The sequence below is a fragment of the Streptomyces rimosus genome (assembly GCF_008704655.1).
Taxonomy (GTDB): Bacteria; Actinomycetota; Actinomycetes; order Streptomycetales; family Streptomycetaceae; genus Streptomyces; species Streptomyces rimosus.
Map to the genome: position 1 here is coordinate 4,752,598 of NZ_CP023688.1, position 22,891 is coordinate 4,775,488.

Consider the following 22,891-nt stretch of genomic DNA (forward strand, 5'->3'; position numbering starts at 1 on the left):
CCGCCTCTATTGCGGGGCGCCCGCACCCTCCCCGTGCTTCGGCGCCTTCCCGTTCACCAGTACGCCCGCGACGACCGCCGCCAGCAGCATGATCCCCGCACCCCAGCCGATCGCCACCGTGAATCCGTGCACGACGCCGTCCTTCACGACCCCGTCCCGCGCGGCGGGCGTGAGGCGCCCGCCCGCTTCCCGCGCCGCGCTCGCCAGGTGGCTTCCGATGTACGTCGCGCTCGCCGACGTGGCGATCGTGTTCAGCAGCGCCGTACCGATGGAACCGCCCACCTGCTGAGCCGTATTGACGGTCGCCGACGTGACGCCCGAATCCTGCGGCGCCACCCCGGCCGTCGCCGTCGCCATCACCGGCATGAAGATCAGGCCCATCCCCAGCCCGACCAGAATCTCCGACGGCAGCACATGCGATACGTACGCGGGCTCGGCCGTCAGCGTCGTCAGCCAGGCCAGCCCGGCCGCCGCCAGTACGGCACCCGGCACCATCAGCATCCGCGGCGGAATGTGGTGCAACAGCCGGGCGGATATCTGCGTCGATCCGACGATGATGGCCGCGGTGATCGGCAGAAACGCCATGCCGGTCTTCACCGGCGAATACCCCAGCACCACCTGGAGGTAATACGTCATGAACAAGAACATCCCGAACATGGCGATGACCGCCAGCGCCATGGTCAGAAACGCGCCCGCACGGTTCCGGTCCCGCACGATGTGCAGCGGCAGCAACGGATACCTGGCCCGGCTCTGCCACCACGCGAAAACCACCAGCAGCGCGGCCCCGCCCACCAGCATCCCCAGCACCAGCCCGTCGTTCCACCCCCGCGGCTGCGCCTCGCTGCACCCGTAAACAATGGCGACCAGCCCACCGCACCCCAAGACCACGCCCAGCACGTCCAACCGCGCCGCCCCACCATTTCCCCGCCGGTCGTGCAGAAACACCCACGCACCGGCTATCGCTATGAGGGCGATCGGCACATTCACATACAGGCACCACCGCCAGTCCAGGTACTCGGTCAGCAGCCCGCCCGCTATCAGCCCGATGGCCGACCCACCGCCCGCGATGGCGCCGTAAATCCCGAACGCCTTCCCCCGTTCCTTCCCGTCCGTGAACGTCGTCGTCAGCAACGACAGCGCGGCCGGCGCCAGCAGAGCCCCGAAAGCACCCTGCAGGGCCCGAGCCCCGAACAGCATCCCCTGCCCGGTGGCCGCACCACCCAGTGCTGAAGCGACCGCAAACCCCACCAGCCCGGTGACGAAAGCCCGCTTCCGCCCCACCAGGTCGGCAATCCGCCCACCCAGCAACAACAACCCACCGAACGCGAGCGTGTACGCAGTGATGACCCACTGCCGGTTGGCGTCCGACATATGCAGCTCCCGCTGCGCGGACGGCAGGGCGATATTCACGATCGTCGCGTCCAGCACAACCATCAACTGCGCCAACGCGATAACAACGAGGCCCCACCACCGCCGTGGATCCGGCTCCCCCGCAGCTTCCGCACGCCCCTGCGTCCGACTCTGGCTCTGGCTCATGGGGTCCTGCCTTCGCCGTGGTCAACGGTCAGCGGTCACCCCGCCACGCGAGGAGCCGCAGCATCTGTCCAGCGTAGGCGCAGCACCGACCCTGCGCTCGTTGGAAAGTTCGAGTCCCTAGGTGCCTGTTCGCTCGTCCTTCACGGTGGCTGCTTGGGCACCTCTACCTGTCCAGCGAAAGTATGACCTGCCGATCTGTGATGCTAATGCTGGTAACCTTCACTGTCATTTCATCGTTGACTGCGAAGTTTTGATCGCGTGGGGCTTCGGAAGCGGGGAGAAATCCGATGATTGATCTTTCCAGTCGAACGAAGATGCCCACCGGTGCGATCTTGGTGATGGTGCCAGTCAATATCGCGTCGAGATTCGACCGTGCAAAGGCGATGAAAGGGTCAGGCTGGAGATCTTTGATGGATAGGTAGGGTTGGTGGCGATCTGGATCGACACCGAGTACAACTACTATGATTTCCTCTCCAGTCTGGACTGCTTGCGACGGGTGATCAATGCGGTCCCAAGTAAGGTTGGGAACCGTCACGAATCCTGTGACTCCGTCAAGGTCGATGAACGCGCCGAAATCGGTCACGGAATGCACTCGCCCCCTGCATACCTTCCCGGGGGTCATGGAATCTGGGATCGGCTCGTCGGCATTCGTGGGCTTTGGCATTACTGATTTCTTTTGATTGCGTCAGTCTCTCAGTGGCACAGCTGTCCCCCCACCCCCGTGTGGTCAATGCCGTAACACTCTTACACATGGCACTGACAATGGGCCCGAGCCCGGGGAGAAGTGTCTGCCCCGGTGTCGTGGTGAAGAATTCAACAATTGGCTGTGCTCGAAACCGCGTCGGCCGCGGCGGGCCGGACGGGCCCGGCCGCGGCCGGTGGGTGGAGATGTGGGGTGATGGGAGCGGGGGTGGCCGTCAGTCGGGGAGGATGCCGGACTTGCGGGCCTCGGTCAGCCAGGTGGGGAACTCGGTCATGAGCTGTTGGTAGAGGTCCGCGTCGGCGAGGGAGCGGGGGTCGCGGCCGGCGTGGAAGAAGCCCGCGTTGTCGATGACGCGCTTTTCCGGTACGGCCAGTTCGTCCAGCTTGCGGAGGAAGTCGAAGCCCTTGGCGTCCGGGTCGCCGAAGCCGACGAACTGCCAGAAGATGGGCAGCTTCGCGGCCTCGCAGAGGGCCTTCTCGGCGGCCGGCTTCGAGGTGGGGGCGCCGTCGGTCTGGAAGATGACGAAGGCGGGGTCGGTCGCGCCGGACTTCTCGTAGTGCTCGATGACGGCGTTGATGGCCCAGTGGTAGTTCGTACGGCCCATGTGGCCGAGGCCCGCGTGCAGTTCCTCGATGCGGCCCTCGTAGGAGGCGAGGTCGAGTTCGGCGGTGCCGTCGACGTCGGTGGAGAAGAAGACCACCGGCACGGTGCCGTCGTCGTCGAGGTTGGCGGACAGGCCGAGGGCCTGTTCGGCGAGGTGCTGGACCGTGCCGTCCTTGTAGTAGTTGCGCATCGAACCGGAGCGGTCGAGCACGAGGTAGACGGCCGCGCGCTGAGTGGCCAGCCCCTGCTTTTCGAGGGAGACCCGGGCCGCCTTGTAGAGGCTGACGAGGCCGGGGGCCTGGGACTCGATTTTGGCCAGGGGGGTGGGGGAGGTGGGGGTGGAGCTGGTGGTGGGGGTTGTGGGGGGCTCCGGCGCGGTTTCCGGCTGGGGAGCGGTCTCCGGCTTGGGCGAGGTCGCCGTCGGCGCGGCCTCGGCCTCGGCCTTGGCTTCGGGCTCGGGTTCCGGCTCCGGCGCGAGTTCGGTCTTGGCCTTGGCGGCAGGTTCCGGCTTAACGTCAACCTTCGGCTCGGCGTCAACCTTCGGCTTGGTGTCAACCTTCGGCTCGGCTGCGGCCTCCGCCTCCACCTTGGCTGCGGCCTCCGGCTCCGCTTCCGCCTTGGCTGCAACCTCAGGCTTGGCCTCCCCCTTGGCTACGACCTGGGACTCCGCCTCCGCCTCGGCCACCGGCTCCGCCTCGACTACGGCCTCCGCCTTGGCTGCGACCTCCGGCTCCGCCTCCCCCGTGGCCGCACCCTCAGACTCGACCTTCGGCTCAACCTTCGGCTCAACCTCCCCCCTCTCCGGCGTCTTCGGATTGTCGAACGCCTGGGAGACGAGGTCGGATGCCGAGTCCTTGGGGGTGGCGTCCGGGGTCTTGGCCTGGGTGGGGAGGGAGGGGGCGGTGCGGGCGGTGGGGACGGCGGGGGCGCGGGGGGCGGCGGGTTCCGGGGTGGCCTCTTCGCGGGCCTCCGGGATCGTGGCCGCTTCCGGCGTCCGAGTGCCGCTCGCCGCCTCGTTCGATTCCTCGCGGGCCGCCTTGGAGCGACCGAAAGCGTTGCGCAGCAGACTCCGAATGCCCATCGGCGAACCTCTCTAGCGTGTGTGCGGTGCGGCGAATGTCCGAGAAGCGCGGACATGTCCCTGACCAGGCCGGACACGTAAGGGTAGCCGTCCGGCCCGGTCCCATCGTGGGACCCCGCGCGTCTCGCGGCACGCCCCGTTTGGGTGTTTTGTGATTCGGGGTGGTGTGGGGACGGGGTGTCGGTCGGGTGGGGGTGCGGTGGGTGCGTGGTGGTGGGGGCGTGTGGGGGAGAGCGTATGTGCGGCGGTCGGATGTGCGAAGCGAAGACGGGGAATTGGCGGGCCCGAGTGGCCCGCAGCGCCCCGTTCGCTCCCCGCCCGGTGACCATAACCCCGGCCGTCCGTTGACCCTGGGTGCGGTCCGGGAGAACCAAACAACCCTCGTACGGGTGACGGGAGATGTGGGCACATGGGGCTGACCAGCCAGTCGCTCGAAATCATGGTGGTCATGCTGGCCGTGGCCTGTGTGGTGCTGACGGTGTGGCAGTGGCCACGGCTGTCCCGGCGCGGGGTACCGGCCGTACTGGGCAGGCTCGGGTCCATCCTCGTCACGCAGACGGCCGTGCTGTGTTCGCTCGCGCTCGCCGTGAACTCCAGTTTCGCGTTCTACAGCAGCTGGGACGAGCTGCTGGGCAACACCGACGACGCTCCGGTGGCGGTCGGCAAGGGTGGGGTCGGTCCGCAGTACGCCGATGCCGGCAGTCTGCGGGGCGGGCTGGTCCAGCCCGCGGGGCCGCAGGGCCTGGACCGGGTGAACGGGCTGCCGATGGGGGCGCCGGAGAAGGTCGGCAAGGTCGAGTCCGTACGGATCGTCGGGCACCGTACCCGCGTCGTCAACCCGGCTTTCGTCTACCTGCCGCCGCAGTACTTCCAGCCCCAGTACCGCCGCCAGCGCTTCCCCGTCTCCGTCGTCATCAGCGGCTACCCGGGCGGCATCATGAACCTCGCCCAGCACCTCCGCATCCCGCAGACCGCGGGCGAGCTGATCGGGGAGGGCCGGATGCAGCCGACCGTCCTGGTGATGGTCCGGCCGACGATCGCGCCGCCGCGCGACACCGAGTGCGTGGATGTGCCGGGCGGGCCGCAGGCCGAGTCGTTCTTCACGCGCGATCTGCCGGAGGCCGTCAAGGCGGCGTACCGGGTCGGCCACGATCCCAGCGCCTGGGGCGCGTTCGGCTACTCCTCGGGCGGTACGTGTGCGCTACTGCTGGCCCTGCGCAACCCAGGCGTCTACACGTCTGCCGTATCGCTGTCCGGCGATTACGCGGTCAAGGACGACCTGACGACCGGAAGCCTGTTCGGCAGCGGCGCCGCGGCAGCGCGGCGCGAGCGCGAGCACGACCTGCTGTGGCGGCTGCGGAACCGGCCCGTGCCGCAGGTTTCCGCGCTGGTGGCCAGCAGCCGACTGGGGGAGCCGAACTACGGTGACACCCTGCGGTTCATCCAGGCCGCGAAGCCCCCGATGACGATCGACTCGATCATCCTGCCGCGCGGCAGCCACCAGTTCTCGACGTGGCGGCGGGAGGTGGCGCCGGCGCTGGAGTGGCAGGGGCGGCAGCTGACGTTCCCGCAGGATGTCGAGTCGGCGCACGCGCGGCCGAAGCGGCCGGGGCCGGGGGCCGTGCCGTCACCGTCGCCGTCGTCGCCATCGGGTACGGCACCCCGGCCCGCCGGAGAGCCCCCGACCGCCCGGTAAGGCGGTCCGCCCCTCCCCCATCCGGCCCACCCCGCGCGACACCCACTCCCCACCGCGGTGAACTTCTACCGTGACCGCCCCTCCGGACGACTGCCTGGCCCGCAACGACTGGATCTGCGGCGACTACCTCGCCACCCGCCGCCACATCCTCCTCGACGCCGTCCTCCAGCACCTGCACCTCACCGTGGTCTCCGTGCTGCTCGGCCTGGCGATCGCGCTGCCGCTGGCGCTGGTCGCGCGCCGGTGGCGGTGGGCCGTGGGGCCCGTGCTGGGCCTGACGACCGTGCTCTACACGATCCCGTCGCTGGCGATGTTCTCGCTGCTGCTGCCGCTGTACGGGCTGTCGGCCACGCTCGTCATCGTGGGGCTGGCGCTGTACTCGCTCACCCTCCTCGTACGGAACATCCTCGCGGGCCTGGCGGGCGTACCGGAGGAGGCGAAGGAGGCCGCCCGCGGCATGGGGTACGGGCCGCTGCGGCAGCTGCTCGCCGTCGAACTGCCGCTGGCGGTGCCCGCCGCGATGGCCGGGCTGCGTATCGCCACCGTCTCGGCCGTCGCGCTGACCACGATCGGCGCGATCGTCGGCCACGGCGGGCTGGGCAACCTGATCTACGCGGGGATGAACTCGTACTTCAAGGCGCAGGTGCTGACGGCGTCCGTCCTGTGCGTTGTGATCGCCGTCGCCTTCGACCTGCTGCTGCTCGGCCTGGAGCGGCTGCTGACGCCGTGGCGGCGCGTATGAGTACGGTCGGGGACGTCGGATGAGCGCGCGCGGGGACGCCGTATGAGCACGCTCGGGGACGTCTGGGCCTGGCTGAGTACGGGTGCGCACTGGGCCGGTGAGAACGGGGTCTGGCACCGGTTCACGGAACATCTGCTGCTGACTGTCGGCTGCCTGCTCGCCTCGTGCCTGATCGCGCTGCCCGTCGCCGTCACCCTCGGGCACCTCGGCCGCGGCGGCGCGCTGGCCGTCAACCTCGCCAATGTGGGCCGCGCCGTGCCCACCTTCGCCGTGCTGGTGCTGCTCCTGCTCACGCCGCTCGGGCGGCACGGGGACTGGCCGACGTTCATCGCGCTGGTGCTGTTCGCGCTACCGCCGCTGCTGACCAATGCGTACGTCGGGATGCGCGGGGTGGACCGGAGCGTGGTGGAGGCGGCGCGCGGGATGGGGATGTCCGGCGGGCAGCTGGTGTGGCGGGTCGAGGTGCCGCTGGCGCTGCCGCTGGTGCTGACGGGCGTACGGATCGCGGCGGTGCAGCTGGTCGCGACGGCGACGCTGGCCGCGCTGGTCGGCGGGGGCGGGCTCGGCCGGATCATCACCGCGGGGTTCAATCTGGCGAGCACACCGCAGGTGGTCGCGGGGGCGGTGATCGTGGCGGTGTTCGCGCTGCTGATGGAGGCGGTGTTCGAGGCCGCCCAGCGGCTGGGTCCGGCGTGGGTGCGGGGGCAGGCGCCCGGGCAGGGGCGGAAGGCCGGTCGGGGGCGGGCTCGGTGAGCGGGCGGCGGCAACGGAACACCGCACCCCGGCAACGGAACACCGCACCCCGGCGTACGCGCCGGATCGCCCGCCCCACGGCCCGCGCCCGCCTCGCGGTCCGCGCCGGACTCACAACCCGCGCCCGCCTCGCGACCAGTGCCGGACTCACCGCCCTCCTCCTCACCGGCTGTGCCACCGGCCCCTCCCTGGAGAACCGCGGCCAGGTCACCGCCGCGCCCGGCGACAGCCGTCACCTGTCCATCGGCTCGGCCGGCTTCACCGAGAGCGAGCTGCTGGCCCAGATGTACGCGGTGCTGCTCCGCAACGCCGGGTACGAGGCCAACATCCTGACCGTCGGGAACCGGGAGCTGTACGAACCGTCCCTGGAGAGCGGCCAGATCGACGTCGTACCGGAGTACGCGGCGACCTTCGCCGACTGGCTGAACGCCAAGACCAAGGGTGCGGACGCCGACCCGGTCGCCTCGCCGGACCTCGGCACGACCATGAAGGTGCTGCGGAGTCTGGCCACACCCCGCGGCCTGACGGTGCTGCCGCCGGGCCGGGCCGTCGACCAGAACGCGTTCGCCGTGGCCGCCTCGTACGCGAAGCAGCACCGCCTGAAGACCCTCAGCGACCTGGGGCGCGCCAAGCTGCCGGTACGGCTGGCGGCGGGTGACGAGTGTGTACAGCGGCCGTTCTGCGCGCCCGGCCTGGAGCGTACGTACGGGATCGACATCACGGCCGTCGACCCGAAGGGGGTGGGCACCACGCCCGCCAAGCAGGCCGTACAGAACGGGCAGGACCAGATGGTGCTGACGACCAGCACGGACGCGACGGTCGAGCAGTTCGGGCTGGTCTTCCTGGAGGACGACAAGAAGCTCCAGAACGCGGACTACGTCGTTCCGGTGGTCAACCGGGCCCGCGCGGGCAGCGAGCGGGTCGCCGCCGCGCTGGGCAAGCTCAACTCCGTACTGACGACGCAGGACCTGGCCGACCTCAACCAGCGGGTGGACAGCTGGCGGCGGCTCCCGGAGGACGTGGCACGGGACTACCTGCGCAAGAAGCAGCTTCTGTAGCCCCCATCCCCCCCTCAATCCGTAGGCACCGAATCCACCCGCGTCTCCTCCCGCGGCACCCCCTGCTCGTCCGCCCCGATCGTGCGTCGCAGTGCCTCGTGCAGCTTGGCGGGGGTCAGGACGCCCAGGAAGCGGGTGCCGTCCACCACGGCGATCCAGCCCGCGTCGTACTTGAGCATCTCGCTGAAGGCGTCCTTGAGGGAGCCGCTCACCGGTACCCACGCCTCCATCCGGCGCGCGTGCGCCGCAACGTTCCCCCGCGCGCCGGTCATCTCCTCCGTACCCACCCACCCGTGCAGCCCGCCCTCCTCGTCCAGGACGACGGCCCAGCGCGCGCCCTCGGCGCGCAGCCGGTCCGCCGCCTGGTCGGCCGGTTCGCCGAGGCGGGCGAAGGGCGGGTGTTCCAGGTCGCCGGGGTCGATGCCGGTGACCACGAGCTGCTTCAGCGCCCGGTCGCTGCCGACGAACTCGGCCACATACGGGGAGGCGGGCGCGCCCAGCACGCTCGCCGGCGTGTCGTACTGCTCGATCCGGCCCTGCCCGTAGACCGCGATCCGGTCGCCCAGCCGGATCGCCTCCTCGATGTCGTGGGTGACCAGCAGCACCGTCTTGTGCAGGGTCGCCTGGAGCCGCAGGAACTCCTTCTGGAGCCGGTCGCGGACGACCGGGTCCACCGCGCCGAACGGCTCGTCCATCAGCAGGACGGGCGGATCGGCGGCCAGTGCGCGGGCCACGCCGACGCGCTGCCGCTCGCCGCCGGACAGCTGCTCCGGATAGCGCGGCCCGTGGACGGCGGGGTCCAGACCGACCCGTTCCAGGAGTTCGGCGGCGCGGTCCCTGGACTGCTTGCGCGGGCGGCCGAGCAGGTGGGGAACGGTGGCGGTGTTGTCCAGGACGGTGCGGTGCGGGAAGAGGCCGGTCTGCTGGATGACGTAGCCGATGCGGCGGCGCAGGCGTACGGGGTCGGTCGTCGCGATGTCCCGGCCCTCGACGAAGATCCGGCCGCTGGTCGGATCGATGAGCCGGTTGACCATCTTCATGGTGGTCGTCTTGCCGCAGCCGGACGGCCCGACCAGCGTCACCAGCTCGCCCTCGGCCACCTCGAAGGAGAGGTCGTCCACGGCGGTGGTGCCGTCCGGGTAGCGCTTGGTGACGGACTCGAACCGGATCATGGGGCCATTGAAGCCCGCGGTCCCGGACCGGTCGCCTTATGCGCGCAAACGGACCCACCTACGGGGCCGGTCTCCCGCCGCTACTCCTTGAGGTCCTCCAGCCGCTCCCGCGCGGCCCGTACCGACCGCCCGCGCCACGACAGCCCCGACCACGGGTCGGATGCGGAAAGGCGGTCGGGGATGGTGGCCACGGTCCACCGCTGGGCCGTCAGGTCCGGGTCGTCCAGTTCGTCGCGGGTGATCGGGGTGGCCACCGGCGCGCCCGGCTTCGCCCGTACGGAATAGGGCGCCACCGCCGTCTGCGCGTACGCGTTGCGCTGGACGTCCAGGTAGACGCGGCCCTTGCGCTCGGCCTTGCGCTGTTCGGTGGTGAGCCGGTCCGGGTGGCGCCGGGCGAGGAGTCCGGCGGCGAGATGGGCGAAGTCGCGTACGGAGTCGAAGTCGGAGCCGGCGTCCAGCGGGGCGATGACGTGCAGGCCGCGCGAGCCGGTCGTCATCAGGCGGGCGGGCAGTTTCAGCTCGTCCCACAGCTCGCAGACGCGGTGGGCGGCCCACCGTACGTCCTCGAAGTCCGCGCCCTCGGCCGGGTCGAGGTCGAAGATCAGCAGGTCGGGGTGGTCGGGCCGGTGTTCGCGGGAGAGCCAGCGGTGGACGGTGACGCTGGCCTGGTCGGCGAGGTAGACGAGGGTCGCCGGGTCGTCGCACACGACGTGGGTGACCGTGCCGCCCTCCTTGGACTGCTCGGAACGCCGTACCCATTCGGGAAAGTAATCGGGCGCGTTCTTCTGCATCAGGGGCTTGCCGCCGATGCCGTCGGGGTGCCGTTCCATCATCAGCGGACGGTCGCGCAGATGGGGGACCGCACGCCGGGCGACCGCCTTGTAGTGGTCGGCCAGGTCGCCCTTGGTGATCCCGTCGTCCGGGAAGAGGACCTTGCCGGGCCGGCTGACCGTGACCGTGCGCCGCCCCGCCTTGATGGTGCGTGTGTCGTCCGCGCCGCCGCTCTTGCCGCTCATATCGGGGACGGGTAACCGGCGGGGGCGCGCGGCAAACGCGGGGTGGTCGGGGGCCGGCCGGCGCCGTTTCGGCAGGGGTCCGTACGAGTTGCTTCCGGCGCACCGGCCTTGTCCTGCCCGATACGCCCGCTTCACGTGCTTACGATCCTCAGGGCTGTCGTCTCTTGGCGTCGTTTCACCCGAAGGCGGGCCACGACAGGCGCCATGTTGACGGCGGCCCGTGCCCTGCCATCGGTCGGGAGGGTGGATCGCACGGACGGACACGGGCGCACACGGGCGGAAGGGAACGCGACGATGAGGGCCGTAGCAGTCACCGCATTCGGCGAACAGCCTCAGCTCATGGAGCTGCCGGAGCCGGAGCCCGGCCCGGGCGAGGTCCTGGTGCGGCTGTCCGCCGCCGGGGTCAACCCCATCGACTGGAAGATCGCCGACGGTCTCCTCAAGGACACCGTGCGGCACTCCTTCCCGCTCGTGCTGGGCTCGGACGGCGCGGGCGAGGTGGTCGCCGTCGGCACCGGCGTGCGCCGCCTGTCGGTGGGGGACGCGGTGTTCGGGCAGTTCCAGCGGCCGGAGCGGGGCGGCGGTTCGTACGCGGAGTTCGCGGTGGCCGACGAGCGGGCGGTGGCGGGCGCGGCGCGCGCCGTCACGTACGCGACCTCCGCCGCCGTACCCACCGCCGGTACGACCGCCTACAACCTCGTGGAGGAGACCCGGATCGGCGAAGGCAAGCGCGTGCTGATCGTCGGCGGGACCGGCGGCGTCGGCGTCTTCGCCACCCAGCTCGCGGCCGGCCGCGGCGCCGAGGTGATCGCCACCGCCCGGCAGGGCCTGGCCGACCTGCTGACCAGCCTGGGAGCGGCCGAGACGGTGGACCACACGGTGGGCCCGGTGGCCGACCAGGTGCTGGCGGCCCATCCGGACGGCGTGGACGTGCTGCTCGACCTGGTCGGCGGTCCGGTCGCGTTCGGCGAGATGACCCGGACCGTACGGGACGGCGGTACGGCCGTCTCCACCGTCGGGGCCGCCGACGCCGACGTGCTGACCGAGCACAACCTGCGCGGCTTCAACTTCCACAACCGGCCCTCGCCGCAGCTGCTGGAGATCCTGGCCGGACAGCTGGACGCGGGACGGCTGACGGTGATCATCAGCGATGAGGTCCCGCTGGAGGACGCGCCGGAGGCGCTGGAGGGCAGCCGTACGGGACACACCCAGGGGAAGACGGTCATCAGCTTCTGACGACCGTCATCGGCTTCTGTGGGGCGCCGGGCCGCGGGGGCCTGGCGCCCTCAGTGATCGTGCGGCCCCGACCGGTGGACCGGCCCGTGCGTGTCCTCGCAGTGCGGAGCGGCGAGCGCCGCGTCGTCCGGCCCGGCCGCTATGTGCAGCACCTCGCCGGGCAGCGGCTGCTCGCCCACGTGGTCGACCTGGAGGGTGGCGTGGGTGATGCCGTACTTCCGGCTCAGCAGGTCGTGCAGATTTCGGCGTACGGCGTGGCAGTCGCCGCCCGGGGCCACCAGGATGTGCGCGGACAGGGCCGGCTCGCCGGACGTGATCTCCCAGATGTGCAGGTCGTGGACCTCCACCACCTGGTCCGCCTCGACGAGGTGATCGCCCAGCGCGTCCGGGTCCACGCCGTTCGGCGCGGCCTCCATGAAGATCCGGCCGGACTCGCGTACGAGACCGGTGCCCGCCCGCAGCATCAGCACCACCACGACGAGCGAGGCGATGGCGTCGGCCCGCGCGAAGCCGGTGAACAGCACCACCGCGCCGGCCACGGCGGTGGCGATGAAGCCGAACAGGTCGGTCAGGATGTGCTGGTAGGCGCCCTCGACGTTCAGGCTGCTGCGGTTGGCCTTGGAGATGCACCAGGCGGCCACCACGTTGACGACGATCCCGGCGAGCGCGGTGATCACGACCAGGCCGCCGGTGACCTCGGGCGGCTCCACGAGGCGGGTGACGGCCTCGTACCCGAGCCAGAGGGACAGCACCAGCAGCGTGATGCCGTTGGCCTGCGCGGACAGGATCTCCGCGCGCTTGAGTCCGTAGGTGTAGCCGCCGCGCGCGGGCCGGGCGGCCAGCCGCATCGCGACGAGGGCGAGCACGATCGAGGCCGCGTCGGTGAGCATGTGGGCCGCGTCGGAGATCAGCGCCAGGGAGCGCGCCAGAAAGCCGATCACCACCTCCACGGCCATGAACGCGGTGATCAGCGCCAGCGCGGCCCGCAGCCAGCGGCGGTCGGCGTCAGGGGACAGCGCGTGGGAGTGGCCCCCCGGCCCATGGGAGTGGCCGTGTCCATGGGAGTGGTCGTGTCCGTGTGAATCGTTCCGGCCGTCCGAGTGGGCAGGGGCGGGACCGTGCGCGGTGGGCGGCGGGTGTCCGGAAGTGGTGGCGTCGGCGTGGGCGTGCTCGGTCATGGGCGCGCTCCTTCCCTGGGGCGTCCGAAAGGACGTGCGCAAGGAAGCAAACCGCACTTCGCCGCTAGATCCAAAGGCTGCACCGGTGACCGTTGTCATTACCGTCGGACGGCGTATTCGCGCAGGTCAGAGCGGTGCCCTCGGGGTATCGTGCGGCGGCCCGACCAGTCCCCCGGACCGCCCGCCCGAACGTCACCGATCCCGGCCCGTACACCGCAGCGCGGCCGCGATCCGGCGGGCCACCTCGGGTGCGCAGCGGCCCAGTTCGACCAGGGGCCGGGGGGCGTCGGAGGCCAGTGATGGGGCGTCCAGTCCCAGGGACGGCAGGGTGATGCCCACTTCGGCCAGTGCGTCCCGTAGTTCGTCCCGTGCGGCTTCCGCGTCCGTGACCGTCTCGTCCGCCGTCGTGCGTTCGACTGTGTCCATGATCCCAGCGCCTTCCCTCGGTGCCCGTGCCGTGCTTCCACCGAAGAGCGTCGCTCGGTGAAACCACGATTACTAGGAGTAGCCAATTATGCGGCCACGAAACGAATTCGGGAGAGCTTGTGGCGATACCCGCGCAACCGGGTGTACGGGGCCGCCCGCGAAGCCGCCGGGGACCGCCTCTTACCCTTGAAACGCCCCGTCCGGATGGTCCGCGCCGGGTTGACAACCGCGTCCGGCGGACCGGCCGTGCCATCCCGTACCACCCCGCGGTGCCGCCGCCCCGCGGCCCGTCCGACCCCCTTCCGACTCCCGTACGAACGAAGCCCCGAGGTAACCGGCAGTGAGCCCCGCCCCGCCCGCAGCGCCCGCGCCGCACACACCGGATCCGGTCCCCGCCGCCGGCCGCGTCACCGTCGTCGGCATCGGTGCCGACGGGTGGGAGGGGCTGCCCGCGGCCTCCCAGGAGGCGCTGCGCGGCGCCGGGACGCTCATCGGCGGTGCGCGGCAGCTCGCTCTGCTGCCCGCCGAGTGCGCGGGCGAGCGTGTCCCGTGGCCGTCGCCGCTGCGGCCCGCCGTGCCGGGGCTGCTGGCCGCGCACGCCGGGCGTGAGGTGTGCGTCCTGGCCAGTGGCGATCCGATGTTCCACGGCATCGGGCGGACGCTGGCCGAGGTGCTCGGCGAGGCGGGCGCCGCGCCGCCGCGCGTGCTGCCGCACCCGTCCTCCGTCTCGTACGCGTGCGCCCGCCTCGGCTGGCCCGTCGAGGACACGGAGGTCGTCACCCTCGTGGGCCGCCCCCTCGCCGGGCTGACTGCCGCCCTGCACGACGGCCGCCGCCTGCTCGTCCTCTCCGCCGGTGCCGAAACGCCCGCGCAGGTCGCCGGCCTGCTGTGTGAGCGCGGTTTCGGGCCGACCCGCATGCGCGTACTGGAACAGCTCGGCGGCCCGCGCGAGCGGCAGTACGAGGGCACGGCGGAGGGCTGGCCGCCGGCCGCCTCCGACCCGACCGACCCGCTCAACGTCATCGCCCTGGACTGTGTCCGTGCCCCCGGCGCCCTCCGGCTCGCCGCCGCCCCCGGGCTGCCGGACGACGCGTACGAGCACGACGGCCAGCTGACCAAGCGCCATATCCGCGCCGCCACGCTCGCCGCGCTGGCCCCCGCGCCCGGCGAACTGCTGTGGGACGTCGGCGGCGGCTCCGGCTCCATCGGCATCGAGTGGATGCGGACGCACCGCACCTGCCGCGCCGTCGCCGTCGAGCGGGACGCCGTACGGGCCGAACGGATCGCCCGCAACGCGGACGCGCTCGGCGTACCGGCCCTGCGTGTGGTCACCGGCCCTGCGCCCCAAGCACTCGCCGGGCTCCCGACGCCCGATGCCGTGTTCATCGGCGGCGGTCTGACCGCGCCCGGCCTCCTGGAGGCGTGCTGGGCGGCGCTGCCGCCCGGCGGCCGGCTGGTCGCCAACACGGTGACGCTGGAGTCCGAGGCGCTGCTCGCCGACTGGTACCGGCGGCACGGCGGCGACCTCGTACGGCTCGCGGTGGCGCACGCCGTACCGGTGGGCGGCTTCACCGGGTGGCGGCAGGCGATGCCGGTGACGCAGTGGTCGGTGACGAAGACCGACGCCCCCTCTGGCCCTCCCCCCACCCCCTCAGCCCCAGGAGACGCACAGTGACCGTCCACTTCATCGGCGCCGGACCGGGCGCCGCCGACCTGATCACGCTGCGCGGCGCCCGTACGCTCGCGCGCTGCGAGGTGTGCCTGTACGCGGGCAGCCTGGTGCCGCGCGAACTGCTCGACGAGTGCCCGCCCGGCGCGCGCCTGATCGACACCGCCGACCTGAACCTCGACCAGATCACCGCGGAACTGGTGCGCGCCCACGAGGAGGGCAAGGACGTGGCCCGGCTGCACTCCGGCGACCCGTCCGTCTTCAGCGCCGTCGCCGAGCAGATGCGCCGCCTGGACGCGGCGGGCGTGCCGTACGAGGTCGTCCCCGGCGTCCCGGCGTTCGCCGCCGCGGCGGCCGCCCTCAAGCGCGAACTGACCGTCCCCACCGTCGGCCAGACCGTCGTCCTGACCCGCATCGCCCAGCAGGCCACCCCGATGCCCGAGGGCGAGGACCTGGCCACGCTGGGCCGCAGCCGCGCCCTCCTGGTCCTGCATCTCGCCGCCCGCTACGTGGACCGGGTCGTCGCCGAACTCCTCCCGCACTACGGCGCCGACTGCCCCGCCGCGGTAGTCGCGATGGCCTCGCGCCCCGACGAACTGGTGCTGCGCGGCACGCTGTCCGACATCGCGGACCAGGTGAAGGCGGCGGGCGTGGTCCGTACGGCGGTCATCATGGTCGGCCGCACGCTGGGCGCCTCGCAGTTCCGGGACAGCCACCTGTACTCGACGGAGCGGGAGCGGGGATGCGCGGCGGGAACCGGCGGGGCCGAGCAGGCCGGATAACGGGTTGATCGGGGGCGGCCGGGGCAGCAGGATCGGCCGGATGAGCGACAGCGTGCGTCCTGGGGTGAGCGTGAGCGAGAGCGGTGTGCGGTCCGTGGAGAGCGGGAGCGGTGTACGGCCCGCCGAGGCCTTGATCGTCGTCGACGTCCAGTCGGCCTTCTTCGAGGGCGAGGAGGCGGTACCGCACGCGGCGGCCGTCCAGGAGCGCCTTGAGGACCTGGTCGGCCGCGCCCGGGCCGCCGGCGCCTTGATCGTCCATCTCCAGAACGACGGCGCGCCCGGCACGTCCGACGAACCGGGCACCAAGGGCTGGGAGCTGCACCTGCCGGTCATCCCCGGCCCCCGCGAGGTCGTGATCCGCAAGACGGAGGACGACGGCTTCCATGAGACCCCGCTGGGCGACCTGCTCACCGGGGCCGGGGTGCGGTCCCTCGTCGTCTGCGGCGTGATGTCCGAGATGTGCGTACTGGCGACCGCGCGCACCGCCCTGGAACGGGAGTACCGCGTCGTCCTGCCGCACGACGCGCACGGTACGTACGACGTGCCGCCCGCGCCCGGCGAGACCGACGGCGTCCCGGCCGCGATGGCCTCGCGGGTGGCGGAATGGGCGCTGGGCGATGAGGTGGAGATCGTCGCGTATGCGAAGGACGTGCCGTTCGAAGGGGTGTCGGGCCCGGCCTAGGAGGCGTCCCGGGGCCCGCGCGGAGCGGCCCGTCCCACCACGTTCCCCGCCCGGTCGATGCAGATCACGTCCACCGCGACCGGGGCCCCGCGCAGGACCGCCAGGGCCTCGTCGCGGGCGGTCGCGGCCACCAGGTCGCCGAGCGGCACGCCGCGCGCCGCGCACAGCTGGAGGGCGGCCAGCCCCGTGTTGGCCGTCGCCACCTCGCCCGCCAGCGCCTCGTCAGCGCCGCCCTGCCGGGCCAGCTCCGCGAGGAATCCCTTGTCCACCTGCGAACGCGCCGAATGCAAATCGAGGTGGCCCGCCGCCAGCTTCGACAGCTTCGCGAAGCCGCCGCAGACCGTCAGCCGGGGCACCGGGTGCCGCCGTACGTACTTCAGCACCGCGCCCGCGAAGTCCCCCATGTCCAGCAGCGCGTCCTCGGGCAGGCCGTGCTCGGCCACCACGACCTTCTCCGAGGTCGAGCCGGTGCACCCGGCCACGTGCGTACGGCCCGCCGCGCGCGCCACGTCCACGCCGCGCCGGATCGAGTCGATCCACGCCGAGCACGAGTACGGGACGACGATCCCCGTCGTCCCCAGGATCGACAGCCCGCCCAGAATCCCCAGCCGCGGATTCCACGTACTGCGCGCGATCTCCTCACCGTGATCGACCGACAGCTCGATCTCGACGTCCCCGCTGCCCCCGTACCGCGCCGCGACCTCGGCGACATGATCACGCATCATCTGCCGGGGGACGGGGTTCACGGCCGGCTCGCCGACATCGAGCGGCAGCCCGGGACGGGTCACCGTGCCGACGCCGGGCCCGGCCTTGAACACCACCCCGCTCCCCGCCGGAAGGCGGCGCACGGTGGCCCGAATCAGAGCCCCGTGCGTCACATCCGGATCGTCCCCCGCGTCCTTCACGACGGCTGCCATGGCCACGGCGCGGTCCCCGGCCATCTCCTCCGCGGCCAGCGCGAACGCGGGCGTCTGCCCCTTGGGCAGGGTGATCGTCACCGGATCCGGGAAATCGCCGGTCAACAGGGCTGTGTACGCCGCCGTGGTCGCCGCGGTGGCACAGGCGCCGGTCGTCCAGCCGTGCCGCAGCCCGGTGTGCGCGAGCTGCGCGGTACGGCCGCCGGTGGCGCTGCCGGTACCGGTGCCGGTACCGGTCGTGGGCTCAGCGGCGCGGCCTCCCGTACCGTTCGACTCCGCACCCGTACCCGTACGCGCCTCACCCATGGAGAAACCCGCCCGCCATGAGCGCCCCCGCCGGCTCCGTACGCCGCCCGCACGTCCTGATCCTCGGCGGTACGACCGAGGCCCGCGCCCTGGCCGCCGACCTGGCGGACCGGCTCCCCGGCCTGCGCGTCACCACATCCCTGGCGGGCCGGGTGGCCGCGCCCCGGCTGCCGGCCGGAGAGGTCCGCATCGGCGGATTCGGAGGCCCGGACGGCCTCGCACACTGGCTGCGCGAGCACGCGGTGGACGCGCTCATCGACGCCACCCATCCCTTCGCCGGCACGATCAGTTTCAACGCGGCGCAGGCCGCCGCCACCGCCCATGTTCCCCTGCTCGCCCTCCGCAGGCCCGGCTGGGTCCCGGAGCCGGGCGACACCTGGCACCCGGTGGCCTCCCTGACCGAGGCCGCGGCGGCCCTCCCCGACCTCGGCCACCGCATCTTCCTCACCACCGGCCGCATGGGCCTCGCCACCTTCGCCCACCTCACCGACCAGTGGTTCCTGGTCCGCTCCGTGGACGCCCCGGAGCCCCCGTTCCCACCTCGGATGGAGGTCCTCCTGGACCGGGGCCCCTTCACCCTCGAAGGCGAACGCGCGCTCCTTCAGGAGCACCGCATCGACGTCCTGGTGACGAAGGACAGCGGCGCCGCGGCCACGGCCCCGAAGCTGCGGGCGGCGCGGAAGGCGGGGGTGCCGGTGGTGGTCGTACAGCGGCCGGCTGTCCCGCCCGGTGTACCGGTCGTGGGGACGGTGGAGGAAGCGGTGGGGTGGGTACGGGGCCGCCATGAGCCGTAAGCCCCGCCCTGTCACCGTCACGGTCCGCGTCCTTGGGGGACGTCACGAACTCGCGCTGCGCGGCGTGACACGTCAGGACGACTCGTTCCGCATCGGCTACACGATCACCCCGCCACTGCCGGACGACGCCGAAGGCGGGACCGTTCTGCCGGTCCTCGAAGCCGAGGACGACCTCGGCAATGAGTACAGCGACCGGGGCGGGGCGTACGGCACCAGCGACGACGGCTCACACACGGACGGCACGCTTACGGCGCAACCGGCCCTGCCGGAGGGCGCGCGGAGCGTCGCGGTCCGCGTCACGTTCTTGCGGGGCGGGGAGGAGTACTCGTACGAGGTGGCGTTGGACGTTCCGCCGGCCGCACCACAGCGCGCGAAGCGCGTTTCACCGGGGCCATGACGCGCTCCAACGGTTGGCTTCCCGGACGCGTGCCGCCAGGGCCTCTCGGCGGGTGGTGTCGTCCGGGGGCTGGGGCGGCTTTGGAGCCGGGGGCCGGGACTCTTCGGCGGTCACGTCGAGCACGTCCGGAGTACGGCGGCGAGGCGGCGGGCCACCTCGGGCGTGCAGCGGCCGAGGGTGACGAGTGGGCGGGTGATGTCGCCGGTGATGGAGGGGGTGTCCAGGCTCAGGGTCGGGAGCTTGATGCCGACGGCGGTGAGGGCGGTACGGAGTTCGTCGCGCGCTTCCTCGGCGATTTTGATCGTATTTGTGGGTCGGATGGGCTCGGTCGTGGCCATGTGTTTCTGCCTTTGAGCGGTTGGCGGGATACGCAAACACCTTGCGTGAATGCATCGTTACGCTCCGAACGCCTTCGCAGGTAGGAGCCCGGCGTTGCCGCCAGGGCGGACAACAGAGGAGACGGGATGGCCATGTGCGTGCTTGAGGCTCAGAACCTGGCCCGGGACGTGTTGGCCCGTGAGCTGCGCCGCCTCCGGGAAGCTTCCGGGCGGTCATTGGCTCAGCTGGCTGAGGAGACCAACTACGACCGCACCTACCTGAACCGCCTGGAGAACGGTGAGCGACTTTCCAAGCGGCAGGTCATGGAGGCACTGGACCGGACTTACGGCACGAAGGGGCTGCTCGTCGGGTTGTGGAGGCTGGCGCACCAGGACGTATTCACCGACAAGTTCGAGCTGTTCATGCAGTACGAGGCCAAGGCCGTGATCATGCACAAGTACGTGGTGGCCTTCCCCGGCCTTCTACAGACGGAGGCATACGCGCGGGCTGTGCTGTCCTCGCCACCGAACGTCAGTGCCGACGTGTTGGAACAGCGGCTCGCCCGGCGCCTGGCCAGGCAAGAGCTGCTGTGCCAGGACCAGCCTCCAGACCTTCGCGTCATCTTCGACGAGTCGGCCCTCGCACGGCCTGCCGCCGATCCGAACGTCTGGCACGAACAGCTGCTGCACCTGGTGGAAGCCACGTCGGCCCCTCGGGTAACTGTTCAGGTGCTCCCGTTTGCGGCGGGAGGCCACGACCTGATGGGAGGTTCGCTGTCGTTGCTGTGGATGGCGGACGGCCGTGGCGTCGGCTATCTGGAAGGGTGCAAGGCCGGGGGCGTTGTCGAGGATGCGGAGAAGTTCGCCGAGTACCGGGTTTCCTACGACAAGGTCCGCGACATGGCCCTCTCGCCGCAGGCATCGGTCGCGTTCATTCGGGAGTTGGCGGCGCGTGTGGCTCCCTGAGGGAGAGGCGCTGTGACCGTGACGGCCGACTCAGTCCCCGCTGCGCTTCAGCGCGAAGACGTGGCAAGCCTTCGGATCGCCCACCCGCTTGTAGAGCACCGGTCGGCTCTGTTCTTCGCCGATGTTCAGGGTGTGGATGGTGGTGCGTTCGAGCGCGTCGTCCAGTCGGTCGAACGTCAGGCTGAGGGTGGTGTGGTCGTCGGAGAGGCGCCAGTTCCCTTTGCCCGAGAGGCCCTGGTCGAGGGGGACCTTGTCGGTGGTCTGGTCGAGGGTGGTGTCCTTCGGCCAACCGCGGGTGGTGAACGTCTGCCCCAGCTTTCCACCGAGGTTGCTGAGTTCGATGTACCCCTTTGGGAAGCTCCAAGTGCCGTAGAAATGCGCGGCGCGAAAGCGCGTAGCGGGCGCCGGGCCGCAGCGCTCCTCCCCGGCGGCGCAGCCGGTGGTGGAGAGGGCGAGCAGGAGCGTGGTGGAGGCAGCGGCGGTGGCCCGTAGCCGTAAGTGCGCGTGCTTCTTCTTCGGTTTGCCGGTCATGTGGTGCCGCCCCCGCTTGCGTGTCCGGTGAGTTGACCGCCGTACGGGCGGACCGCGCCGACGCTAAGGGATCTACGTCGGCGCGGTGCCTCCGTGGCTGGATTTGCCCGGAGGGGCGGGGGCTTGTGGCGGGTATTCGACCGGTGGGCGGGCCCGCCCCGGGTGGTTACCCCTCCGGATACCGCCTCGGCGTCCACACCGTCTCCCGGTCGTCCTCCGGGGACCGCCGTACCGACTCCGTCTGCGACGAGCCGATCAGGAGGATCGTGCGCATGTCGACCTCCTCGGGGGCGAGGGCGGCGAGGGGGACCACGCGGATGGATTCGGTGGGGCCGCCCACGTCGCGGGCCATGACCACCGGGGTGTCGGGGGAGCGGTGTTCCAGGAGGAGTTCGCGGGCCTTGGCGACCTGCCAGGTGCGGGTGCGGGAGCCGGGGTTGTACAGGGCCATCGCCAGGTCGGCGGTGGCGGCCGCGCGCAGGCGGTCGGCGATGACCTCCCACGGCTTGAGGCGGTCGGAGAGGGAGATCACCGCGTAGTCGTGGCCGAGGGGCGCGCCCGCGCGGGCCGCTGCGGCGTTCGCGGCGGTGACGCCCGGGAGGACGCGTACGGGGACGGAGCGGTAGGGCTCCTGGGCGGCCACTTCGAGGACGGCCGTCGCCATGGCGAAGATGCCGGGGTCGCCGCCGGAGACGACCGCGACCCGGCGGCCCCGGCGGGCCAGGTCGAGGGCGAGTTCGGCGCGTTCGGACTCGACCTTGTTGTCGGAGGCGTGGCGCGCCTGGCCGGGGCGTACGGGGACGCGGTCGAGGTAGGTGGTGTAGCCGACGAGGTCGGTGGCGGAGGCGAGGGCGCCGCGGGACTCGGGGGTGAGCCACAGGGGGCCGGCCGGGCCGGTGCCGACGACCACGACCGAGCCGGCGGCCGGAGGGGGCGGCGGGGTGGCGATGCGGCTGGGGACCACGGCCACGGAGAAGTAGGGGACGGAGGGCGGGTCCACTTCCGACAAGGGTGCCGTCCGCTCCCCCGGCATCGTCGCGCGTTCGACGTAGTCCGCCTCCGGGAGGCGGCCGGAGTCGGTGAGCGCCTGGTGTACGGACGGGAAGGTGCGGCCGAGCTTCATGACGACCGCGGCGTCCGTGGCGGCGAGGCGGGCGGTCAGTTCCTCGGTGGGGAGGGTGCCGGGGAGGATGGTGAGGACTTCGTCGGCTTCGCAGAGCGGTTTGCCGAGGCGGGCGGCTGCCGCGCTGACCGACGTGACGCCGGGGATGACCTCGGTCTCGTAGCGGTCGGCCAGGCGCTGGTGCATGTGCTGGTACGAGCCGTAGAAGAGCGGGTCGCCCTCGGCGAGTACGGCGACCGTGCGGCCCGCGTCGAGGTGCGCGGCCAGGCGAGCGGCGGCCTCGGTGTAGAAGTCGTTGAGGGCGCCGCGGTAACCGTCGGGGTGGTCGGTCGACTCCGTGGTGACCGGGTAGACCAGGCGTTCTTCGATGTGGTCGGGGCGGATGTGGCGCTCGGCGATGGAGCGCGCGATCGAGCGGCCGTGCCGGGCGCTGTGGTACGCGATCACGTCGGCGGCGGCGATGACCTCGACGGCGCGCAGGGTCATCAGGTTCGGGTCGCCGGGGCCGAGGCCGACTCCGTACAGGCGTCCCGGGCCGGGGGTGGTGTGCTGCTCGGTCACTCTTCCACGCTCGCTATCGCGTTGATCGCCGCCGCGGCCATCGCGCTGCCGCCGCGCCGCCCGCGTACCACCAGGTGTTCCAGGCCGGACGGGTGCTGCACCAGCGCGTCCTTGGACTCGGCGGCGCCGATGAAGCCGACCGGTATGCCGAGGACGGCGGCCGGGCGGGGCGCGCCCTCCTCGATCATCTCCAGGAGGCGGAACAGGGCGGTGGGCGCGTTGCCGACGGCGACCACCGCGCCGTCCAGGCGGTCCCGCCACAGTTCGAGGGCGGCGGCGCTGCGGGTGGTGCCCATGCGCTTCGCCAGGTCCGGTACGGACGGGTCGGCGAGGGTGCAGATCACCTCGTTGTCCGCGGGCAGCCGCTTGCGGGTGACGCCGCTGGCGACCATGTTCGCGTCGCAGAGGATGGGGGCACCGCCCCGCAGGGCCTCGCTCGCGCGGGCCACGACCTGCGGGGAGTACGCCAGGTCGCGTACGAGGTCGGTCATGCCGCAGGCGTGGATCATCCGGACGGCGACCCGGCTGACGTCCTCGGGCAGCTGCGCGAGGTCCGCCTCGGCGCGGATGGTGGCGAAGGACCGGCGGTAGATCTCCGCCCCGTCCTTCTCGTAGTCGAACTCGCTCACTGTGTTTCGTTGCCCTC

General features: G+C 71.7%; 23 protein-coding genes. 11 read left to right on the forward strand and 12 right to left on the reverse strand.

The genetic code is table 11. The annotated features are described in order from the left end of the window. Nucleotides 1–6 precede the first annotated feature (6 nt). From CP984_RS20200 to CP984_RS20210, 3 genes are all read right to left on the reverse strand, one after another. Nucleotides 7–1,536 (reverse strand): MFS transporter, encoded by a 1,530-nt coding sequence (locus CP984_RS20200; RefSeq protein WP_003980388.1) that lies wholly within the window; start codon nt 1,534–1,536, stop codon nt 7–9. A 163-nt stretch (nt 1,537–1,699) separates the two neighbouring features. Next, nucleotides 1,700–2,200: a S1 RNA-binding domain-containing protein gene (locus CP984_RS20205; RefSeq protein WP_003980389.1), complete on the reverse strand. Its 501-nt coding sequence runs from the start codon at nt 2,198–2,200 to the stop codon at nt 1,700–1,702. 253 nt (nt 2,201–2,453) lie between these two features. Then, entirely contained in the window at nt 2,454–3,923 is a 1,470-nt protein-coding gene (locus CP984_RS20210; protein ID WP_003980390.1) for a vWA domain-containing protein, read from the reverse strand. Nucleotides 3,924–4,332: 409 nt separating this feature from the next. On the opposite strand from CP984_RS20210, the gene CP984_RS20215 reads away from it, so the two are divergent. The 4 genes from CP984_RS20215 (at nt 4,333) to CP984_RS20230 (ending at nt 8,172) form a co-directional block, all read left to right on the forward strand. Continuing rightward, nucleotides 4,333–5,619 carry an alpha/beta hydrolase gene (locus CP984_RS20215; RefSeq protein WP_003980391.1) on the forward strand — a complete coding sequence of 429 codons (1,287 nt, stop codon included), beginning with the start codon at nt 4,333–4,335 and terminating at the stop codon, nt 5,617–5,619. Nucleotides 5,620–5,689: 70 nt separating this feature from the next. Beyond that, nucleotides 5,690–6,361, forward strand: a complete 672-nt coding sequence (locus CP984_RS20220) for an ABC transporter permease (protein ID WP_003980392.1) — start codon at nt 5,690–5,692, stop codon at nt 6,359–6,361. A gap of 42 nt (nt 6,362–6,403) precedes the next feature. Continuing rightward, entirely contained in the window at nt 6,404–7,114 is a 711-nt protein-coding gene (locus tag CP984_RS20225; RefSeq protein ID WP_003980393.1) for an ABC transporter permease, read from the forward strand. 65 nt (nt 7,115–7,179) lie between these two features. Beyond that, nucleotides 7,180–8,172: an ABC transporter substrate-binding protein gene (locus CP984_RS20230; protein ID WP_043977651.1), complete on the forward strand. Its 993-nt coding sequence runs from the start codon at nt 7,180–7,182 to the stop codon at nt 8,170–8,172. Between the two features lie 14 nt (nt 8,173–8,186). Here the strand turns inward: CP984_RS20230 and CP984_RS20235 are convergent, their stop codons facing one another. Beyond that, the gene (locus tag CP984_RS20235) at nt 8,187–9,344 is read right to left on the reverse strand and encodes an ABC transporter ATP-binding protein (RefSeq protein WP_003980395.1); all 1,158 of its coding nucleotides are present in this window, start codon (nt 9,342–9,344) and stop codon (nt 8,187–8,189) included. A gap of 80 nt (nt 9,345–9,424) precedes the next feature. Then, nucleotides 9,425–10,360: a non-homologous end-joining DNA ligase gene (gene ligD, locus CP984_RS20240; protein ID WP_003980396.1), complete on the reverse strand. Its 936-nt coding sequence runs from the start codon at nt 10,358–10,360 to the stop codon at nt 9,425–9,427. Nucleotides 10,361–10,654: 294 nt separating this feature from the next. Here ligD and CP984_RS20245 point away from each other — a divergent pair, with 294 nt between their 5' ends. After that, entirely contained in the window at nt 10,655–11,596 is a 942-nt protein-coding gene (locus CP984_RS20245) for an NADP-dependent oxidoreductase (RefSeq protein WP_030180821.1), read from the forward strand. A gap of 50 nt (nt 11,597–11,646) precedes the next feature. Here CP984_RS20245 and CP984_RS20250 read toward each other — a convergent pair whose 3' ends face one another. Then, the gene (locus CP984_RS20250) at nt 11,647–12,774 is read right to left on the reverse strand and encodes a cation diffusion facilitator family transporter (protein WP_003980398.1); all 1,128 of its coding nucleotides are present in this window, start codon (nt 12,772–12,774) and stop codon (nt 11,647–11,649) included. 192 nt (nt 12,775–12,966) lie between these two features. Then, complete coding sequence (locus CP984_RS20255; RefSeq protein ID WP_003980399.1) at nt 12,967–13,200, reverse strand: hypothetical protein; 234 nt, start codon at nt 13,198–13,200, stop codon at nt 12,967–12,969. Nucleotides 13,201–13,540: 340 nt separating this feature from the next. Between CP984_RS20255 and CP984_RS20260 the strand changes: the two genes are divergently transcribed. Genes CP984_RS20260 through CP984_RS20270 form a run of 3 tightly spaced genes read left to right on the forward strand, consistent with a single transcriptional unit; the run spans nt 13,541 to nt 16,333 of the window. Beyond that, nucleotides 13,541–14,875, forward strand: a complete 1,335-nt coding sequence (locus tag CP984_RS20260; protein WP_003980400.1) for a bifunctional cobalt-precorrin-7 (C(5))-methyltransferase/cobalt-precorrin-6B (C(15))-methyltransferase — start codon at nt 13,541–13,543, stop codon at nt 14,873–14,875. Then, complete coding sequence (gene cobM, locus CP984_RS20265) at nt 14,872–15,651, forward strand: precorrin-4 C(11)-methyltransferase (protein WP_003980401.1); 780 nt, start codon at nt 14,872–14,874, stop codon at nt 15,649–15,651. Before CP984_RS20260 ends, cobM begins: the two co-directional genes overlap by 4 nt. Before the next feature lie 40 nt (nt 15,652–15,691). After that, nucleotides 15,692–16,333, forward strand: a complete 642-nt coding sequence (locus CP984_RS20270; protein ID WP_078575330.1) for a cysteine hydrolase family protein — start codon at nt 15,692–15,694, stop codon at nt 16,331–16,333. On the opposite strand, the gene CP984_RS20275 is transcribed toward CP984_RS20270, so the two are convergent. Then, nucleotides 16,330–17,556: a cobalt-precorrin-5B (C(1))-methyltransferase gene (locus tag CP984_RS20275; protein WP_003980403.1), complete on the reverse strand. Its 1,227-nt coding sequence runs from the start codon at nt 17,554–17,556 to the stop codon at nt 16,330–16,332. The genes CP984_RS20270 and CP984_RS20275 overlap by 4 nt on opposite strands. A 17-nt stretch (nt 17,557–17,573) precedes the next feature. Between CP984_RS20275 and CP984_RS20280 the strand changes: the two genes are divergently transcribed. Both CP984_RS20280 and CP984_RS20285 read left to right on the forward strand, forming a co-directional pair. After that, the gene (locus CP984_RS20280) at nt 17,574–18,350 is read left to right on the forward strand and encodes a cobalt-precorrin-6A reductase (RefSeq protein WP_003980404.1); all 777 of its coding nucleotides are present in this window, start codon (nt 17,574–17,576) and stop codon (nt 18,348–18,350) included. Continuing rightward, the gene (locus CP984_RS20285; RefSeq protein ID WP_063604306.1) at nt 18,340–18,747 is read left to right on the forward strand and encodes a hypothetical protein; all 408 of its coding nucleotides are present in this window, start codon (nt 18,340–18,342) and stop codon (nt 18,745–18,747) included. The genes CP984_RS20280 and CP984_RS20285 overlap by 11 nt, the downstream gene beginning before the upstream one ends. Before the next feature lie 110 nt (nt 18,748–18,857). Here the strand turns inward: CP984_RS20285 and CP984_RS20290 are convergent, their stop codons facing one another. Continuing rightward, a complete protein-coding gene (locus tag CP984_RS20290) occupies nt 18,858–19,085 on the reverse strand; it encodes a hypothetical protein (RefSeq protein WP_003980406.1) in 228 nt (75 codons plus the stop codon). Between the two features lie 126 nt (nt 19,086–19,211). On the opposite strand from CP984_RS20290, the gene CP984_RS20295 reads away from it, so the two are divergent. After that, nucleotides 19,212–20,030 (forward strand): helix-turn-helix domain-containing protein, encoded by an 819-nt coding sequence (locus CP984_RS20295; RefSeq protein WP_003980407.1) that lies wholly within the window; start codon nt 19,212–19,214, stop codon nt 20,028–20,030. A gap of 30 nt (nt 20,031–20,060) precedes the next feature. Here the strand turns inward: CP984_RS20295 and CP984_RS20300 are convergent, their stop codons facing one another. The 3 genes from CP984_RS20300 to CP984_RS20310 form a co-directional block, all read right to left on the reverse strand. Then, the gene (locus tag CP984_RS20300) at nt 20,061–20,561 is read right to left on the reverse strand and encodes a hypothetical protein (RefSeq protein WP_003980408.1); all 501 of its coding nucleotides are present in this window, start codon (nt 20,559–20,561) and stop codon (nt 20,061–20,063) included. 166 nt (nt 20,562–20,727) lie between these two features. After that, nucleotides 20,728–22,245 carry a precorrin-2 C(20)-methyltransferase gene (locus tag CP984_RS20305; RefSeq protein WP_003980409.1) on the reverse strand — a complete coding sequence of 506 codons (1,518 nt, stop codon included), beginning with the start codon at nt 22,243–22,245 and terminating at the stop codon, nt 20,728–20,730. Next, nucleotides 22,242–22,874 (reverse strand): precorrin-8X methylmutase, encoded by a 633-nt coding sequence (locus tag CP984_RS20310; RefSeq protein WP_003980410.1) that lies wholly within the window; start codon nt 22,872–22,874, stop codon nt 22,242–22,244. The genes CP984_RS20305 and CP984_RS20310 overlap by 4 nt, the downstream gene beginning before the upstream one ends. Nucleotides 22,875–22,891 lie beyond the last annotated feature (17 nt).

What these genes read in the sequence shown, in the direction of transcription:
- CP984_RS20280 (WP_003980404.1), top strand. Translation starts at nt 17,574, where the DNA reads ATGAGCGCCCCCGCCGGCTCCGTACGCCGCCCGCACGTCCTGATCCTC.
- CP984_RS20245 (WP_030180821.1), top strand. Translation starts at nt 10,655, where the DNA reads ATGAGGGCCGTAGCAGTCACCGCATTCGGCGAACAGCCTCAGCTCATG.
- CP984_RS20235 (WP_003980395.1), bottom strand. Translation starts at nt 9,344, where the DNA reads ATGATCCGGTTCGAGTCCGTCACCAAGCGCTACCCGGACGGCACCACC.
- CP984_RS20225 (WP_003980393.1), top strand. Translation starts at nt 6,404, where the DNA reads ATGAGCACGCTCGGGGACGTCTGGGCCTGGCTGAGTACGGGTGCGCAC.
- CP984_RS20295 (WP_003980407.1), top strand. Translation starts at nt 19,212, where the DNA reads ATGGCCATGTGCGTGCTTGAGGCTCAGAACCTGGCCCGGGACGTGTTG.
- CP984_RS20300 (WP_003980408.1), bottom strand. Translation starts at nt 20,561, where the DNA reads ATGACCGGCAAACCGAAGAAGAAGCACGCGCACTTACGGCTACGGGCC.
- CP984_RS20290 (WP_003980406.1), bottom strand. Translation starts at nt 19,085, where the DNA reads ATGGCCACGACCGAGCCCATCCGACCCACAAATACGATCAAAATCGCC.
- ligD (WP_003980396.1), bottom strand. Translation starts at nt 10,360, where the DNA reads ATGAGCGGCAAGAGCGGCGGCGCGGACGACACACGCACCATCAAGGCG.
- CP984_RS20205 (WP_003980389.1), bottom strand. Translation starts at nt 2,200, where the DNA reads ATGCCAAAGCCCACGAATGCCGACGAGCCGATCCCAGATTCCATGACC.
- CP984_RS20250 (WP_003980398.1), bottom strand. Translation starts at nt 12,774, where the DNA reads ATGACCGAGCACGCCCACGCCGACGCCACCACTTCCGGACACCCGCCG.
- CP984_RS20255 (WP_003980399.1), bottom strand. Translation starts at nt 13,200, where the DNA reads ATGGACACAGTCGAACGCACGACGGCGGACGAGACGGTCACGGACGCG.
- CP984_RS20210 (WP_003980390.1), bottom strand. Translation starts at nt 3,923, where the DNA reads ATGGGCATTCGGAGTCTGCTGCGCAACGCTTTCGGTCGCTCCAAGGCG.
- CP984_RS20285 (WP_063604306.1), top strand. Translation starts at nt 18,340, where the DNA reads ATGAGCCGTAAGCCCCGCCCTGTCACCGTCACGGTCCGCGTCCTTGGG.
- CP984_RS20200 (WP_003980388.1), bottom strand. Translation starts at nt 1,536, where the DNA reads ATGAGCCAGAGCCAGAGTCGGACGCAGGGGCGTGCGGAAGCTGCGGGG.
- CP984_RS20215 (WP_003980391.1), top strand. Translation starts at nt 4,333, where the DNA reads ATGGGGCTGACCAGCCAGTCGCTCGAAATCATGGTGGTCATGCTGGCC.
- CP984_RS20275 (WP_003980403.1), bottom strand. Translation starts at nt 17,556, where the DNA reads ATGGGTGAGGCGCGTACGGGTACGGGTGCGGAGTCGAACGGTACGGGA.
- CP984_RS20270 (WP_078575330.1), top strand. Translation starts at nt 15,692, where the DNA reads ATGAGCGACAGCGTGCGTCCTGGGGTGAGCGTGAGCGAGAGCGGTGTG.